Origin of the sequence: Novosphingobium sp. Chol11 (genome assembly GCF_945870625.1) — a bacterium.
Lineage (GTDB): Bacteria > Pseudomonadota > Alphaproteobacteria > Sphingomonadales > Sphingomonadaceae > Novosphingobium.
The window spans coordinates 1-15,366 of the sequence record NZ_CAMBTS010000074.1 but is presented as its reverse complement, the minus strand read 5'-3'; the positions used below and the strand labels follow the sequence as shown (position 1 = coordinate 15,366).

Genomic DNA, 15,366 nt, shown 5'->3' with positions numbered 1-15,366 from the left:
CGAGAGCCGCGCGCCGCGCGCCAGCACGCGCGGTTCAGCGGCCGGATCGAGCACGATCTCCACGCTGCGCTCGGCAATTTCGGTGTAGACGCCAATCCCCTTGATCTCGCCGACAGGCTTTTTGGCCCCTGGCGCGGTGATTGTGATGTCGCCAAAAGCGGAGCGCGAGCCCTCGCGGGTGATCTTGAAGCTCAAGACGCGGCCGCCGCCCGGCTGCGCGATCATGGCGAAATCCTTGAGGCCGACGTTCAGCGTGGTTTGCCCCACGCGCACGATCACCGGGATCGAGATGCCAAAGCGCGGCACGATGCGCACGCCGATCCCGTCCGCGCTCTCCGCGCCGCTTGCCTCGTCGATGCTGGTCCCGCCGGTTTCGGGCGGGACCGAGACGACAGTGAAGTGCGAGCGATATTCGCCTGGCGGCAATTCGGGCGGAACCCGCGCCATGATCCGCACCATCTGCGCCTCGCTGCCGGGAAGCGAGACGCGCCGGGGCGACCAACGCAGAAAGCCGCTCGCCGGCTTGATCAGCGCGCGCGCCGCCGGATCGGTGATCGATGCCAGTTCGACCAGACGGCCATCGGGCTGCATCGCCATGTCCGCCACCGTGATCTCATATTCGCCGGTCGCGACGGCGCGGTTGTAAAGGCCCAGATTGGCCAGCCGCTGGCGATCATCGATCACCACGCGCTTGGGGAAAAGATTGATATCGCCCATGCCGCCGATCGATCCCGCAGGCAGCGCGGCGGGGGCGGGGGCCTCGGCGGCGGGGTCGGCTGCCTGGTCGCCTGCGGGCTCGGCCTCAGGTTCCGCTGGCAGCCCGGCGGCAGGCTGCTGCGCGCGCGCAAGGTTGGCCCCGCCAAGCAAAGTTGCCGCCAAGGCGAGCGCGACCCAGCCGGAGTGACAAAGCACCGATTTTCGATTGTTTTTCAAAGGGAAATCCCATTCCGCGGCTATCCGTAGAATGACTTATGTATTTTCCCTGATTCGCTGGCAATGAGCGCTTACTGATAAACCACAGTTGCGGTGTAAGTGCCTGAATATGTTCCGATTGCCTGGTTGGCGCCGAGGTGGAGAGTGGCGCCGACGGTCAAGGCAAAGCTGCCCGCCGCGCTGAGGCTTGGCGTTCCCGTAATGTTGCTGCGCATCGCGCTGATACGCAGAATATTCGTTCCCGAACGCAAGATGAGGGCGCCGATGGGCAAGACCAGCCGGAAGGCGCGATTTGGGTCGCCGGTGATGGTGAAGCTGCCCGGGCCGCGCGAAATGGTTTGAACGATGGCCGTGCTGGGAAGCAAGCCGCCAGTCGCCGTGATCACGCCCTGGGGGCTCATCACGATGGTGCCGAGCGTGCTCGGACGCGCGATCTGTCCAAAGTTCAGCGCATCCACCGCGACTATGCGCAGCGGCCCTACGATGGTGGCTTGCGCCGCGCCCGCTTGGCTCGAACTATCCCCGGGGGCCGCGTTGGCCATGCCGGGCACCAGCATCATCGCCGCGATCAGTTGTCCAATCCAGCGGCGTTGGAGGTTCACTGATAAACCACCGTCGCGGTGTAAGTGCCCGTATAAGTGCCGACGCCTTGGTTCGCCCGAAGGTTGAGCGTCGCGCCGATAAACAGCGGAAATTCTCCTGCGGCATCGAAGCGCGGGTTGCCCGAAACCCAGTTGGTGCTGCGCATCGCGCTCATGCGGATTGTCCGCGTTCCTGAGCGCAGGGTGATATTGCGGGTTGGCAAAGTCAGCCGGAACAGGCGGTTGGGGTCGCCAGTAATCATGAAACTGCCTGGGCCGCGCGCTATGTTTTGCACGATGGCGGTGCTGGGCAGCAACCCTCCGGTCGCCGTGATTACGCCCAGCGGGCTCATGACGATCGTGCCCGCCGTCGTGGGGCGAGCGATCTGGCCGAAGCGCAGCGCATTGACCGCGACGATGCGGATGGGCCGCACGACCATGGCTTGCGCCGCGCCGGGCGTGCTGGAACCGTTGCCCGGTGCCGCGCTGGCCATGGCAGGCGCCATCGCCAGCGCCGCCATAAGCGCGGCCCTGAACAACTGAACTGGAAACATTTTCATGGTCACTCTGTGCTGAAAGTGCGCCGGTCGCCTCCCGTTTGGCGACGGCCGGCGCATTTTCGCGATCAGTTGTAGGTGACAGTGGCGGTGAAGGTGCCGGTGTATGCACCAGCGGCTTCGGTGCCGGCGACCGTCAAGGTGCCGCCAACGGTGAAGCTTGCCGTGCCACCAGCGCTCAGCGTGTCGCTGGCAGCCGAAGCGGTCGTGGTGAAGGGCATGCTGGTGCCTGCGGCCGAGACCGTGCCGCCGGTCGTAGCGATCGAGAACGCACGGCTGGCGTCGCCCGTGACGGTGAAGGCGTCAGCTGCATTGGTCGAACCGGGGACGAAGGTCACTTCGCCGGTCACCGAGCCGGTGCCAGCGGGCGAAACGGTCACGCTGCCGCCGTTGCCGGTGGTGAAGCGACCGAAGCCGAGCGCAGCGCCCGAGGTGTGGGTGAGGGTGATCGGCGAAACGATCGTCGCCGTGGCTGTGCCCGTGGCGGTCGAGGTGTTGCCCGGTGCTGCAAATGCGGGCGAAGCGATGGCGATGGCGATGGCAGATGCGAGGATAAGCTTTTTCATGCGATTCTTCCCGAAATAGGGCCGCTCCGTCGATTTCCCGATCTCGGAGAAGCAGACATCCGCGTGGTCTACGGACGTCTCTACTTACGGAAAAATACGTATTTGATCCTTAAGGAACGTGGTTAATCGCAGATTAAAGAGTATTTAAGATCATTAGTTTTTAAATTGTGCTCCCGTATCTGGGAAGACTGCATGCGGTTTACTGGTAGGTCGCCGTAATCCGGTAGGTTCCGCTATAAGCGCCGGGAGTTTGCGCGGCGCTCACCGACAATGTGCCGCCGACCGCAATGTCGAGGGTGCCACTCGTCGATCCGGGGAGTGCGCCTACCGTGAACAGGCTGATGTTCATCGATCCTGCCGACGTCGTGACCGTGGCCGTGGGCGGCAGAACCACCACAAACGATCGCCCGGGATCGCCTGTCACGCGGAAGGTGCCCGTGCGCGCCGCCAGCGCGCCCTGGTTGATCGCGTTCGAACCAGTCACCCCGCCAGTGGTCGAAACCGCGCCGGTGGTGCTGACGGTCAATGTCCCGGCGGTCGAAGGCCGGGCGATCACGCCAAAGCGCAAGCTGGCGACGGCGACAATGGCAATCGGCCGGATGATCGCGGCGGTTGCCGTGCCCGAAACCGATCTGGTGTTACCGGGCGCGGCCTGCGCCAAAGCCGGCGCGAAGAGAAGCATTGCTGCAACCGCAAGGCGAGGAAGATTCTGAACCATCGTCATACCCGATTTGCTGAATCGGTGCTGATTGCCGCGGTTTCGCGCGGCAATCAGCATCCCTGTTCGATCAGTTGTAGGTCACGGTGGCGGTGTAGCTGCCGGTGTACGAACCCGCCGGAGCCGTGCCGGAAACCGTCAGCGTCCCGCCCACGGTGAAGTTGGCTGCGCCCGTTGTGCTCAGCGACAGCGTCGTTGCCGAAGCGGCGGTGGTGAACGGCATGCTGGTCGCGCCCGAGGTTACGTTGCCCCCGGTGGTGGCAATCGAGAACGAACGGCTGGCATCGCCTGCCACGGTGAAGGAATCGGCCGAATTGGTCGAACCGGGGACCAGCGTCACTTCGCCAGTGACCGAACCGACGCCCGCCGAAGAGACGACCACGCTGCCGCCCAGGCCCGTGGTGAAGCGGCCGAAGCCGAGCGCGGCGGTAGCCGGGTGGTTCAGCGTAATCGGTGCGACGATCACGGCCGTGGCGGTGCCCGTGGCGGTCGCGGTGTTGCCCGGAGCGGCCAAAGCCGGCGAGGCTGCAACCGTGGCCGAAACTAGGGCCATGGCCGAGGTCAAAAGGATCTTGTTCATGCGTTTGCTCCCTAAAAGGCCCGCTTCCCGGCCGCGTGGATCGGAAAGCCAGCCAATGTCCGTGCAACGGAGTTTCAGCCTCGGACGAGGCCCTCGTTACGCAGTTTTACTAGGGTCTCTATGGTTAATGATTCGTAACCACTCCGCACTCCCGCAAGCCGGCGCAGCCATGGTGCGAGGCGGGATCGCTCACCAATCGTAAACGAATGTTTTTGCAGGCTAACTATACGTAACGATCACCGGCAGGATTGCCCGGTAGCGCGCCGCAGGGGTTCCCGCAGGCACGATCAACGCGCCGCCGATATCAAAAATATCGCGCCCGTTGCCATCCAGCGTGCCCGAAACGCCGCTGTTTGGGCGGCTATGGGTGCGCACCCGGATCGATGCGATCGCCAAATCGGGCGCTATGCCGGGCGAACCATCGAGCAAAGTGCCCGAGGCCATGAGCCCTGCGGGCGCGCTTACGGCATAATCGCGCCCGGCCTCGCCGCGCACGGCAAAGCGCGAGGCGTGCGCCACCGCGCAGCCGTCCCCGCCGGAGAGGCACGCCGCGCTCGCCCCGCCGCCAAAGCGCACGCCGCTCGCCGGGTCGATCGTCACGCTGCCGGTGGTGCCGGGGGCGAGCGTGACGGTGCCGAAATCGAGATCGCTAAGACGCGTGACCACCAGCGGCTCGATGATGGTCGCCTCCGCCTGCCCTTGCGCGCTGGCGGCCCATGCGGCTACCGGCACGAAGCTCGCCGCGATCAGCCCGGCAAGGACCGCCGCGCGGATCATGCGGGCACTTCGGCGATCAGCACCACGGTCAGCGGCAGCGCGAGCGCCAGCGCTGCGCCGCCGTTGGCGCGGGTGACGTCCAGTCTGCCGCCAACGCGGAAGGTCTGGGTGCAGATCTGGCGGCGGCAACCATTGATCGTGAACACCGCAGCCTGCCCCGGCAGCAGCGTGCCGACCCCGGGCAGATCGGTGTCAAAGCTGGAAAGGACCCCGGTGACGCCGCCGACCTTCAGCGAAACGCCGGTCATGATCAGCTGCACTTGCAGCGCATACGTCCGGTTGGCGTTGTTCCCGCGGTCGTACGTGATGGTGAACTGCGCTGGGCCGGCGGTGTTGGCCCCCACCGGGACAATGGCCGTGCCAGTGACCGCGCCGGTCGCGCTCACGGTCCTTGTGCCCGCTGTGTCGGTGAAAAAGGTGCCGAAGCGCAAGTCTTGCTCGGCGCGCACGCTGATCGTCGGCGCGGCGGCCTGCGCGGCTGGCACCAGCAATGCCGCACCTGCCAGCCCGATGAGCGAACGATAACGCATACGTCATGCTAGGACGAGAAGGGTGAAGAGGGCAACCCTGTGCTGCTGGTGGTTGTCCCGTAGCGGAACTTTAACCACAGATGCGCCGCCTAAGCGACGCGCTATCGCCGTCTTAGCGTCCTAGGCCAAGGAAACCGAGCGACTGGCTGTCGAACTTCAGGCGCACCGTGGTGAACACCCCCTTGCCCGTGGTGCGCGCGGCACCAAAGTCGCGGTCGCGAAATCCGGTGACGTTGTAGCCCACCGTCACCAGCATGTTCTTCGCTGGCGTGAAGCCGATTTGCGGACCCGCCGCAAACGATGTGGTGCCATCGGAGAGACTGCGGCGCACGGTGGCGGTGCCGCCGATTTCAACGCGCTCGCCAATGCCGATCCGCGCGTCCACCCCGGCCAGCACCGTCGTGCCGGCAAGGTTATAGCCTTCGAACCGGTCAAGGTTATGCCGCGCGGCAAGGAACACGCTGACCTCGCTGCGCTGAACCATCGCGCCGTCGACGCGGCCGGTGGGGGCCCAATCGGCCGAAACGCTGCCGACAATGCGGCGCGAGCGGGCATTGCCATCGACCGTGAGCGCGCCGCCCCCAGTGGGGCCAAGATCGCCGGCGACCTGATCATTTGCTGGCAAGGCCCCAGCGCGCACCACATCGCTGCGGAACTCAAGCTTGGCGAGGAACGCGAACGGCGCGGTCGCCGGGCGGTGCGCGATGGAAATTGCGGCGCTGGCGGTTTCGCTCTGCGCGCCGCCGGTGTCGCGCGCGGTGGTCCAACTGGCCGCGCCGCCCACAACGCTGCCTTCGCCCAATTGCCGGATAACGCCGAAAGTCATGCCCTTGCGCCGGTTCAACTCGCCGCTGCGCAGCTCGCCGCGCGTTGTGGCGCTCCAGCGGCCCGAGCGCCATGTCCCCCCGAGGGTGAACGCGGTGAAATCTTCGGCAATCGAGGCGGTGGAGGCCGCGCCAACGGTGGCGGTCGCGGCATTTGCAAAGGCGCTGCGCCCGCCGATCACCCGGTTGCCATCGATTGTGGCATCAATCGTCAGATGCTTGCCGATGGGTAGCGACTGCGCCAGGCCATAGCTGGCAAAGGCCCGCTTGCCCTGTTCGCTGATCGCCGGCTCGCTGATCGATTGCTGGCCAGCGCCGAGCGCGATTTTCGCGCCGGTCCACGGGGCCACTTCCAGCCCGGCGCGAAGCGTACGCGAATCCCCGCGCGCGCCCTTGGCGATCTCGTAGTCGCCGATCAGCCGGATATCCGGGGTAATCGCAAAGCGCCCGCCAAAGCGGAAGCGCGGCGGCTGATACGTCGACGCTTCTGAACTGCCCAGCGCGACGCTGCCTGCCGCACTCAGCTCCAGCCGATTGTCGAACAGGCGCTTGGTGACGCCCGCCTCGATCAGCGTGGTGCTTCCCCCGCTGCCAGTTCCGGTGCCAGCGGCGCGGTGCTCGTCATAGCGCGCCAGCCCAAGCCGCGCTTCGGTCCCCTTAGTGTTCCAGATGGTGGTGAGCTGCACCGCCTTGCGGTTCGAAGGATCGCTGAGCGAGCTGTCGAACCAGGCGCTGGCCCCCAGGGAGAACGCCTCGCTTAGCCGGTAGCGGCCGTCGATCCCGGCCTTGCGGCGGCCCAGTTCGCCCACGCTGACCTGGCCCAGCCCGAAATTGGCATCGAGCGATCGCACATAAGCCAGAACATCGAGCTTGGTATCGTGATGTTCGGCCTCGATCAGCCACGCCGATTTCGCCGCGCCGCCGCCGCCACCTTTGCTGACCGCGACTTCGGCGCGCAGTTCCGTGGTGGTGCCGAGCAGCACTTTGCCGTCGATGGCGGCCAGATTGGTGCGCGTGATCGCGCTGCGGTCGCTGGCCGAGGCATCGGTGATGGCAGTGGCGCCGATCCGCACGTTTTGCTTGGCGCTGCGCCATTCGGCGCGCGCGCCCGCGTTCCATGCGCCGCCGTTCAGCGTGTCGACTTCGTATTCGACCACGATGGTCTGCGGATTGAGATTGGCGTCGCGGCTCATCACCGGCCGTTTGAAGGTGATCGTGCCCGAAAGCAGGTCGATGTCATAATCGAGAAAGCGCGACAGAATCTCGCTTTTCAGCACAAGTTCCGAACGGAAACGGTCGCGTACTTCGATCGTTACGGTCTCGCTATTGGGCACGATCGCGCGGGAGGACAGCGGATAGGGCCCGCTGAGGCCGCCGCCGGGGATCTGATCGCGCCGGCGGGTGGTGGCGACTTTGGCGGCGAACCCTTCGGTGCGGACCGCGCCAAGGCGTGCCTCGGCCTTCACTCCGGTCATCGTGCGCTGGTAGCGGCCAAGCTGGCTATGCGCAAAATCGGTCGCAAAATCGCCATAGAGCGCGCGGACTTTGGAGCTTTCGATGCGCACATAGAGCTTTTCGACGCTGGCGGCATCGAACCGCAGGTCCGAACCATCGGCAAACACGGTGTAGTAAGCGCGCGGATCGAGCCCGCCGAGCAGGCGCTGATCGGCGCGTTGCTTGGCGCTGTCATAGGCGACTGTGGCGAGCAGTTTGCCCAGAACGCGGCCCTTGGCATAGAAGGCGACGCGCGCATGCTTGCCCAGATCGCTGTCGAACCGGTCGCTGCGCTGCATCAGGTCGGCAATCGACTGCGACCCGATCGCGCCTTCGGCAAGGCCGACCAGCGTCCATTTCTGTTTGCCCGGGACAATCCATGCCTCCAGCACCTGGCTGCGCTTCACCTCGCGGTCGGTGAAGGCGAAGGTGAGGTCCAGCTGACCGCTGACCAGCGTGGGCGCAAGCTCGATCAGCGCGATGCCTTGATCGCCTTTGACGGTCCACGTTGGCGCTGCGCGGTCCAGCCCCGCCAGCATGCGGTTTTGCAGGGCATCGAGCGCAGCGGCGCTTTCATAAGGTGCAGAAAGCGCGAATGGACCGGAAATCCCGGCGTGCATAGGGTGGCCTGCGCGATCCAGCACGCGCACCGCGATCACCGGCCGCGAGCTGCCATCGGCGACCAGCCGCGACAGTTCAGGCACCAGTTCGACTCGCGCCGGGATCGAGGTGAAATGCACCGTCCGCGTCAGGGTTTGCGCCAGTTTGCCATCGGCATCGTGCACTTCGGCGTCGAACCGCGTTTCCTCGCCGCTTAGCGGAAGCCCGCGCCAGATGCTGACCGCATAGCCGCCCGCCCCAGAGCGCGCGCCTTCGAAGGCCAGCTTGTCGACCGGCTTGCCGTTCGACTTGATCGTCACCGTTTGGCCCTTGCGATGGCGGATAACGAGGCGCTGCGTGGGCGCGCGCGGATTGTAATCAGCGCTGGGGAACAGGATCTCGGTGGGCCCATCGCCTTGCGCCAGCCAATCGGTGTCCCCGCCCGCTGCGGCGCGGTCGCTGTCGGGCTCGGCAGGGGCCGGCTTTGCCGCCGCCAGGGCTTCGGCGGGCACCGTGGCTGCAAAATTGGCGACCACCAGACTGCCGCCCTGGCCGATCACAAACCGCGATGCGGCGCTCCCCGCGCTGCGCGTGGAGCGCGTACAATCGCGGAATTCGCCGCCTTCGGGCAGCGAAGATTGTTGTGCTTCAACCACATGCGTGCCGGGCGCGAGCCCTTCGAAGTGGTAGCGCCCTTCGGCATCGGTCACCGCGAAGCTGCCGTCTTCGAGCACCAGCCGCACCCCGCCAAGGCCCGGTTGCTTGCCAGTGGGCCGCTTGCCGGAAACGGTGCAATCGCCCAGCGTGATCCGGCCGATCAAGGTCATCGTCGAGGCCAGATTATCGCGTTCGATGCGCACAGCGGCGCTGGCAATCGCGGTAAGCCCGCGCGAATCTGTCGCCTCGGCGCGGTTTACTGCCTGACCGGGCGGCGCATTTGGCCGAACGGTCATGGCATACGTCACCGTGCGCAGCGCCGAGGGTGCGATGGTGCCCAAAAGGATGGAGAAACTGCGTCCATCTGGCGCAATTGTGACCATCTCGTCGCTCGCCCGCACGCCATCGACCCTGATCGAGCTCTTGCGCAGGCGCGAAGTCGGCGCGGGCTTATCAACCAGCACAACCCGGCGCTTGGCACGGCCAGCGTCGGGATTGCGCACGATGACTTTGAAGAAAACCGCATCGCCAGGCTGGGCAACCTGGCGCGAGGCAGTTTTGGAAAGCGAGACCGCGACCGGGGGCCTGTCCACCGGAATGTCGACCCGCACCGGGGCGGGCGAATTGAGGGTGAGCGAGCCGCCGAACGAGGCAGGGACGATCACCAGATCGCCTCCATCGGGCCGGGTCAGGCCGTCAAATTCTGTCGGGGTCCGCGTCGATGGCGCCAAGTAGGGCCCGGGTGGTTCGACCTCCAGACGATAAGTGCCGAGCGCGGCAAGCGGAAAGCGGTATTCGCCGACCGGCATCGGCCAGATCGTGCCTCCGCCATCGACCACCGCCTGTCCGGTAATTACCGTTGAAGGCCAAGGGGTTACGCCGTCATCGGCGAAGACTCTGGCGGGCTGTCCGGTGGCCACATCGATCAGCGTGACGCGCGCACCATCGACCGGCGTGCCGTCTTCGGAATCGAACACCAGGCCAAACGGATCGGCCAGCACATCGACCGCAGCAGACGCGACCGTGCCGCTGCCGGTCTGGCCGCGATAGTCGATGGTCACTTTATCGCCGGGCGAGACGCTGAGGCGGCAATCGCCGCCCGCCGGCGATGGCGGGATCGCGCTGGTCGGGATCGCCCCCAGAAAAATGCCGCTGTCCGCCGCCGTTTCGAACACGGTGATGTTCTCGCTATCACCGCTGGCCGAGGTCATTGTGACCTCAAGGCTATCGAATTTGGCCGGATCGAGCAGCACGGAGGCGAGCACGAGGCGAAAAATCACCGGCTGGCCGACAATGATGCTGGAAATTGACGAGGTGTTGCCGGCGCTGAGCGCGGCAAGATCGGTTTTGGCAGGTGCGAGCGGCTTCCCGCCGCAAGATCCGCCGAGAATCTCGCGGGTATCGCCGCCCGAAAGCGGCGGCAGCACGGCAATATGCGCCGCGTCGCTGATCACCTCGAATTGCACGGTGTTCGAGGTTGCGGTGATATCTCGGCCAGCGAGCGTCCAGTGCGCGGTGGCCGTGTTCGAGATGGTCTTCGCCCGGGCAGGAACACCTGTCACGACCAGCAGCGCTGCAAACAGCAGCGCGGCCTTCGCCCAGAATATGTTCCTCAAGCCCAACATGGCATCATTCTTCGCGAAAGCAGAAACAAAGGGGGGTGGGGCGGCAGCATCCCATAAGGTCGCCGCCGCCTGCCGCTGTCCCGAATCCCCGATTGCTCGGGGTGTGGCCGCCTAAGCCCCGATCAATCGATCGTGGCTTGGAACAGGACCGTCTTGGTTTCGCCCGCTGCAATCGATGCGATCGTGCCGGTGACCGTGCCCGCTGCCTGAGTGCCGGTGCCGGTCGTATCGGCGTTGCAATTGCCCGAAGTGACCGTGCCGTTGGTCTTGACCCCGAAAGCGGCGTCATAGGCCAGGTCAGAGGGGATCGGATCGCTCACGGTGACAGACGTCGCGGTGGCGCTGGTGCCCGCCGCGTTGGTGATCGCGATGCAATACTGGATCGTCGCGCCCGGGATCATCTTCGGGTTGGTCGTGCCATTGATCGGATCGCTGATGATCTTCGAGGTCTTGACCGCGCTCAGCGTCGCTGCCGAGATGGTGTAGTCGTCCTTGGCCGAGAACGCTGCATCGCGCGCCGCATCGGTCGCGCCTGCAAGGTCGGCAAAGACGGTATCCATCGCGGCGGTGTTCGCGCCCGTGGTCTGAACCAGCGCTGCACCCTGGCTGCCCGATGTGCCGCCTTCGCGGCCGGTTGCGGTCAGCGTGACCGCTGCGACCGAACCGTTGGCCAGCGCCAATGGCACGTCGGCGACGACGAACAAGGTGGCGGATTGGTCAGCGCCCAGTTCATCGACGTAAGTGACGAGTGTGTCGGTCCCTGCGTCATAATTGCCGTTGGCATTGGCATCGCGGAAAATTCGGATGTTGGTCACGTTGAACGAATCGGTGTTCGCATGCGCACCAGCGCCGCCCGTCTGCTGGGCTGCGGCGAGCGTGAAATCGAGCACCGCGTTCGAGGTGTTGGTTACGGTGAAGCTGGTCACCTGGCTGGTGGCGCCCGGGGTGACGACAGTCGTCGTGCTGCCGACTTCGGCAACGGTCAGGTTGATCTTGCGGTCAACCGTGAGGGTGTCCGAAGCGGTCGTGCCGGTCTGGCTGATGCCGCCGACTTGAAAGGAAACCGAGACATTGTTGGTGATGGTCGCACCGGCGGTGGTGCCGGCGGCGAAGGCTGTATTGGTGCCAAGAACGGTGAGGGCGAAAAAGCCCGCCGCACCCAGCAGCTTGCTGCGATAAGTCATGATGTGCTCCACTGGATTGCCCTTTTTTGATCAAGCCGCCTTCAGGCGCAGGCGGCCCGTTTTCTTCCGCCGGTCAGCGGACGATTGCGTGATATTCAACCTTGCCTGACGCTCCCGGCGCGATGCTCGGGATGGTCCAGCGCAGATGCGTGGCGTCCGCGGCGAGCGCGGCGCGCAGGCCGCCCTTGCCATCGGCAACTTTGAGCGCGGCGATCAGGCCCCAGGTCTTGCCGCCATCGACCGAGACCTCGACCGAGTTCAGCGCATCGGGCGACACCACCACGGCGCCGGGCACCGGGTTGGTGACCACGAAATCGGTCACAGCCGCCGCGCTGTCGTTGCGATAGCTGGTGGTGAAGAGCAGCCGGTCGCCGGGCACGACCACTTTGGGTTCGACCAGTTCGATCCGCGATGTACCGTCCACCGTGACGGTCTTTTCAAGCTGGACGCTGCCGGTGAGCGCGACCGCGCTGGGATTGGCTGCGGCGTAAACCGGGCCGGAAAGCAGCCCGAGAGCAAGTACGGCGGCGAGGAAGGTGGCTTTCATGGCAGGATTTCCTGTGCGAACGGGTGACAAAGGATCAGTTGATCGTGACAGTGAAGCTGACATCGCTGGTGGTCCCGCCTGCGAGGGTGGGCAGGGTGACGTCGATCCCCGCCGCGCTGGCTGTGCCGGCGTCGGTGTCGTTCGCATCGCTCAGCGCGCTGGTGCCGAGTTTGAGCGATCCGGGCAGGTAGGTTGTGCCCGCCGGAATGCCGTCGATGATGTGCAGTCCCTCGACCGTGCCCGTGCCAGTGACCTTGGCGCTCAGCGTATAGGTCACGGTCGCCCCGGGAACGGGCTTGGCCGTGTTGAACTGGTCAGTGATGGCTGCGGTCTTGGTCAGGGTGACAGCAGCGAGGCTGGCGATCAGCGAGGCGAGCGAGTTTGCCGAGGCCGAAGTCAGGCCCACCACCGCATCACCGCCGCCTTCGCCTTGGCCGCTGAAGCTGTTGCCCGGCGTGCCAGTGCCCGTGGCTGCCAGCGCGGTCAGGCGGACCTGGCTGGTCTGGGCATCGGTGGCCCCGGCCGGCGCCGTCACCAGCACAAAGACCTTGATGCTGCGATCCGGGGCCAGCGCCGGGGTTGCGGCCCCGGCGCCCAGCACCGTATCGATGCCGGCTTCGTAAATTCCGTTGTCGTTGGTATCGAGCGCCAGCTGCGTGATGGTGCCATCAAAGGCATTGCCGGCGACCTGCGGATCGGCAGCGAGGTCGAAGGCTTCAGGGCCGTTGCCGCTGTTGGTGACCGAATAGACCAGCACCGCCGGGTCGCTTCTGGCGACGGCGGGCGCGGTGCTCAGCGTGGTAACGGCCACATCGAGCAACTCGTCGACTTTGACCGTAACTTTGTTCGACGTCACCGAAGCCGTCGCGGCGCCCGATTTGTAAGTTGCGGTCGCGGTGTTTTCGATCAGCGTGCCGGCCAGCACGCCTGCGGCATGCGCGGCATCGCTGATGGACAAGGAAGCCAGAGCGCATCCAGCGATGCACAGGGCCCGGCGAGAAAGGTTTTGATACGTGTTCATACGCAGCGCTAATCGCATGGCGCGGTTAACATCTCGTAAGCCATGCACGCTGCGCCTTTTGCGGCGTTATGCCCCCGCGCGCGCTTGTGATGGCGGGCATCAGCGCCTAGATGCCTCACTATGGCCGGAGAAATTCTAGACAATCATGGGCGCGGCAGCGCTGGTTTCACCTGGCCCGCGATCCACCCCGAAGGCCGCAAGTTTGCCGCGCTGTCTGGTGGGCTTTGCCTGATCGCGGCGCTGATCTTCGGCCAGACGGCCGCGTGGCCGCTGGCCGCGCTCACCGTATTCATTCTGGCGTTCTTCCGCGATCCGGAGCGCGTAACGCCGCGCGATACGAAATTCATCGTCGCGCCGGCCGATGGCCTCATCACGCAGATTGTCAAATTAGCCCCGCCGCGCGAATTGATCGCGGACGATGGCAACGGGGCGCGGGGCCTGAGCGGTGCGCCGCAGACGCGGGTTTCGATTTTCATGTCGGTGTTCGACGTGCATATCAATCGCACCCCGATCGGCGGCACGATCAAGCGCGTTGTCTATATCCCCGGCAAGTTTCTCAACGCCGATCTCGATAAGGCGAGCGAAGAGAATGAGCGCCAGCATTTCCTCGTCGAACGCGGCGACGGCGTGCAGATCGGTTTTACCCAGATTGCCGGGCTGATCGCGCGGCGGATCATTCCGTTTGTCAAGGCGGGCGATATGGTCGCAGGCGGCCAGCGGATCGGTCTGATCCGCTTTGGCAGCAGGGTCGACATCTATCTGCCCGAAGGGACCGAGCCGCGGGTGATCATGGGACAGCGGGTTCTGGCGGGCGAGACGGTGCTGGCCGAATTGGGCCAGACCTTGATGATCGATGGCGTGCGCCAATGAGCATCCCGCCTGCGGCGGATCGTGAACCACTGGCCAGCGGCGAAGGCATCAGTCACAGAAGCGAACAGGCCGCCGAGGACAATCCGCGGATACTCCTGCCGCGCGGGCTGACTTTGCGCGCGATGGTGCCCAATGCCATTACCTCAGCGGCGCTGTGCAGCGGGCTCACGGGCATCCGCTTTGCCATTGGCGGCGATTGGCGGGGCGCGGTGCTCGCGGTGATCCTGGCCGCTGTGCTCGATGGAATCGACGGACGGGTGGCGCGGCTGATGAAGGCGGAATCGCGCTTCGGCGCCGAGCTGGACAGCTTGTCCGATGTGATCGCGTTCGGGGTCGCGCCCGCGCTCATTCTTTATTTATGGTCGCTGCAGGCGGTGCCGCATCTGGGCTGGCTGCCCGCGCTCGCGCTGGCGGTTTGCTGCGCGCTGCGTCTGGCGCGCTTCAATGCGCAGATCGACATGGCCCCGCAGCCGCACAAGCTTGCCGGATTTTTCACCGGTGTGCCTGCCCCGGCGGGCGCAGGCCTCGCCTTTCTACCGATCTACCTGTGGATGGCCAGCGGACGCGCCGAGCTGCGCGAGCCCATCGTTGTCGGCGCATGGTGCCTGGTGGTCGCATTTCTGATGATCTCGAACCTGGCGACGCTGAGCTGGGCCTCGCTGCGTCCGCGCCGGGGCATCCGGCTTGAACTGATCGCGCTGGTCGGGCTGGCGATTGCCGCGCTGCTCACCGGACCTTGGCTGACGCTGGTCGGGATCTGCGTGGTGTACCTCGCGCTGATGCCGCTAGGCGTCATGCGTTATGCCCGCGTCAGGCGGCTTCGCAGAGCAGCGCGGGCTGGAGCCGAGCCGCATCCGAGCGGCGGCTGAACGTCCATTGTGGCAGCAGGGCTGGGCGAAGGCGGTCCGCGTCAAGCGGCGCATTGGGCCCGGCAACGCCGACACTTTCGTTGATCAGGCAGACCAGAAACTCCCGGTCCCGGGCAATCGCTCGCGAATCCGCAATCACTTGCCGGACTGCCGCAGACTGTGCCTGTACCGTGAGAATAATGACGAGGATCGCGGCGGCCCCAGCCCCTGCGATCACAAGCGAAGCGAGAACTGTGAGCATGAATGGCCTGCCTTTCAATCCGGCCCATTTTGCTGGCACGATGCTCAACAAGATTTGGGCCTGCAACGAGGGGAAATTCAAATCATGGGTATTTATACTTAATTACTTCGATAAGATTTATGTAAACTAAATTGGACACTTTATGTGTCAATAAATATTTACACTTACGCTGTCAGGCCGAACGGGGTATAT

General features: G+C 65.1%; 15 protein-coding genes. 2 read left to right on the top strand and 13 right to left on the bottom strand.

What is annotated here, in order from left to right:
• From Q0O40_RS11570 to Q0O40_RS11515, 12 genes are all read right to left on the bottom strand, one after another.
• Positions 1-933 (bottom strand): hypothetical protein (locus tag Q0O40_RS11570; protein ID WP_295529818.1); only part of this gene is annotated, 933 nt, incomplete at its 3' end.
• Between the two features lie 71 nt (positions 934-1,004).
• Entirely contained in the window at positions 1,005-1,535 is a 531-nt protein-coding gene (locus tag Q0O40_RS11565; protein WP_295529816.1) for a DUF4402 domain-containing protein, read from the bottom strand.
• Entirely contained in the window at positions 1,532-2,074 is a 543-nt protein-coding gene (locus Q0O40_RS11560) for a DUF4402 domain-containing protein (RefSeq protein WP_295529814.1), read from the bottom strand. Before Q0O40_RS11560 ends, Q0O40_RS11565 begins: the two co-directional genes overlap by 4 nt.
• Before the next feature lie 65 nt (positions 2,075-2,139).
• A complete protein-coding gene (locus Q0O40_RS11555) occupies positions 2,140-2,637 on the bottom strand; it encodes a DUF4402 domain-containing protein (protein ID WP_295529812.1) in 498 nt (165 codons plus the stop codon).
• A gap of 199 nt (positions 2,638-2,836) precedes the next feature.
• Positions 2,837-3,319: a DUF4402 domain-containing protein gene (locus tag Q0O40_RS11550; RefSeq protein WP_295529809.1), complete on the bottom strand. Its 483-nt coding sequence runs from the start codon at positions 3,317-3,319 to the stop codon at positions 2,837-2,839.
• Positions 3,320-3,425: 106 nt separating this feature from the next.
• Complete coding sequence (locus Q0O40_RS11545; RefSeq protein ID WP_295529806.1) at positions 3,426-3,935, bottom strand: DUF4402 domain-containing protein; 510 nt, start codon at positions 3,933-3,935, stop codon at positions 3,426-3,428.
• A 219-nt stretch (positions 3,936-4,154) separates the two neighbouring features.
• Positions 4,155-4,712, bottom strand: a complete 558-nt coding sequence (locus Q0O40_RS11540) for a DUF4402 domain-containing protein (RefSeq protein WP_295529803.1) — start codon at positions 4,710-4,712, stop codon at positions 4,155-4,157.
• A complete protein-coding gene (locus tag Q0O40_RS11535; protein WP_295529801.1) occupies positions 4,709-5,242 on the bottom strand; it encodes a DUF4402 domain-containing protein in 534 nt (177 codons plus the stop codon). Before Q0O40_RS11535 ends, Q0O40_RS11540 begins: the two co-directional genes overlap by 4 nt.
• Positions 5,243-5,354: 112 nt before the next feature.
• The gene (locus Q0O40_RS11530; protein WP_295529798.1) at positions 5,355-10,442 is read right to left on the bottom strand and encodes a carboxypeptidase-like regulatory domain-containing protein; all 5,088 of its coding nucleotides are present in this window, start codon (positions 10,440-10,442) and stop codon (positions 5,355-5,357) included.
• Positions 10,443-10,564: 122 nt separating this feature from the next.
• The gene (locus Q0O40_RS11525; protein WP_295529795.1) at positions 10,565-11,626 is read right to left on the bottom strand and encodes a hypothetical protein; all 1,062 of its coding nucleotides are present in this window, start codon (positions 11,624-11,626) and stop codon (positions 10,565-10,567) included.
• 73 nt (positions 11,627-11,699) lie between these two features.
• The gene (locus tag Q0O40_RS11520) at positions 11,700-12,173 is read right to left on the bottom strand and encodes a hypothetical protein (protein WP_295529792.1); all 474 of its coding nucleotides are present in this window, start codon (positions 12,171-12,173) and stop codon (positions 11,700-11,702) included.
• A 34-nt stretch (positions 12,174-12,207) separates the two neighbouring features.
• On the bottom strand, positions 12,208-13,131 hold the full coding sequence (locus Q0O40_RS11515) for a hypothetical protein (protein WP_295529790.1): 924 nt from the start codon (positions 13,129-13,131) through the stop codon (positions 12,208-12,210).
• Positions 13,132-13,314: 183 nt separating this feature from the next.
• On the opposite strand from Q0O40_RS11515, the gene Q0O40_RS11510 reads away from it, so the two are divergent.
• Positions 13,315-14,064 carry a phosphatidylserine decarboxylase gene (locus Q0O40_RS11510; RefSeq protein WP_295529787.1) on the top strand — a complete coding sequence of 250 codons (750 nt, stop codon included), beginning with the start codon at positions 13,315-13,317 and terminating at the stop codon, positions 14,062-14,064.
• Positions 14,061-14,933 (top strand): phosphatidylcholine/phosphatidylserine synthase, encoded by an 873-nt coding sequence (locus Q0O40_RS11505; RefSeq protein ID WP_295529784.1) that lies wholly within the window; start codon positions 14,061-14,063, stop codon positions 14,931-14,933. The genes Q0O40_RS11510 and Q0O40_RS11505 overlap by 4 nt, the downstream gene beginning before the upstream one ends.
• On the opposite strand, the gene Q0O40_RS11500 is transcribed toward Q0O40_RS11505, so the two are convergent.
• A complete protein-coding gene (locus Q0O40_RS11500) occupies positions 14,875-15,174 on the bottom strand; it encodes a hypothetical protein (protein WP_295529781.1) in 300 nt (99 codons plus the stop codon). The genes Q0O40_RS11505 and Q0O40_RS11500 overlap by 59 nt on opposite strands.
• Between the last annotated feature and the right edge of the window lie 192 nt (positions 15,175-15,366).

Bases quoted from the DNA above. Each gene is read 5' to 3' on its own strand.
- Q0O40_RS11560 (WP_295529814.1), bottom strand. From the start codon at position 2,074: ATGAAAATGTTTCCAGTTCAGTTGTTCAGGGCCGCGCTTATGGCGGCG.
- Q0O40_RS11555 (WP_295529812.1), bottom strand. From the start codon at position 2,637: ATGAAAAAGCTTATCCTCGCATCTGCCATCGCCATCGCCATCGCTTCG.
- Q0O40_RS11550 (WP_295529809.1), bottom strand. From the start codon at position 3,319: ATGCTTCTCTTCGCGCCGGCTTTGGCGCAGGCCGCGCCCGGTAACACC.
- Q0O40_RS11545 (WP_295529806.1), bottom strand. From the start codon at position 3,935: ATGAACAAGATCCTTTTGACCTCGGCCATGGCCCTAGTTTCGGCCACG.
- Q0O40_RS11540 (WP_295529803.1), bottom strand. From the start codon at position 4,712: ATGATCCGCGCGGCGGTCCTTGCCGGGCTGATCGCGGCGAGCTTCGTG.
- Q0O40_RS11535 (WP_295529801.1), bottom strand. From the start codon at position 5,242: ATGCGTTATCGTTCGCTCATCGGGCTGGCAGGTGCGGCATTGCTGGTG.
- Q0O40_RS11530 (WP_295529798.1), bottom strand. From the start codon at position 10,442: ATGTTGGGCTTGAGGAACATATTCTGGGCGAAGGCCGCGCTGCTGTTT.
- Q0O40_RS11525 (WP_295529795.1), bottom strand. From the start codon at position 11,626: ATGACTTATCGCAGCAAGCTGCTGGGTGCGGCGGGCTTTTTCGCCCTC.
- Q0O40_RS11520 (WP_295529792.1), bottom strand. From the start codon at position 12,173: ATGAAAGCCACCTTCCTCGCCGCCGTACTTGCTCTCGGGCTGCTTTCC.
- Q0O40_RS11510 (WP_295529787.1), top strand. From the start codon at position 13,315: ATGGCCGGAGAAATTCTAGACAATCATGGGCGCGGCAGCGCTGGTTTC.
- Q0O40_RS11505 (WP_295529784.1), top strand. From the start codon at position 14,061: ATGAGCATCCCGCCTGCGGCGGATCGTGAACCACTGGCCAGCGGCGAA.
- Q0O40_RS11500 (WP_295529781.1), bottom strand. From the start codon at position 15,174: ATGCTCACAGTTCTCGCTTCGCTTGTGATCGCAGGGGCTGGGGCCGCC.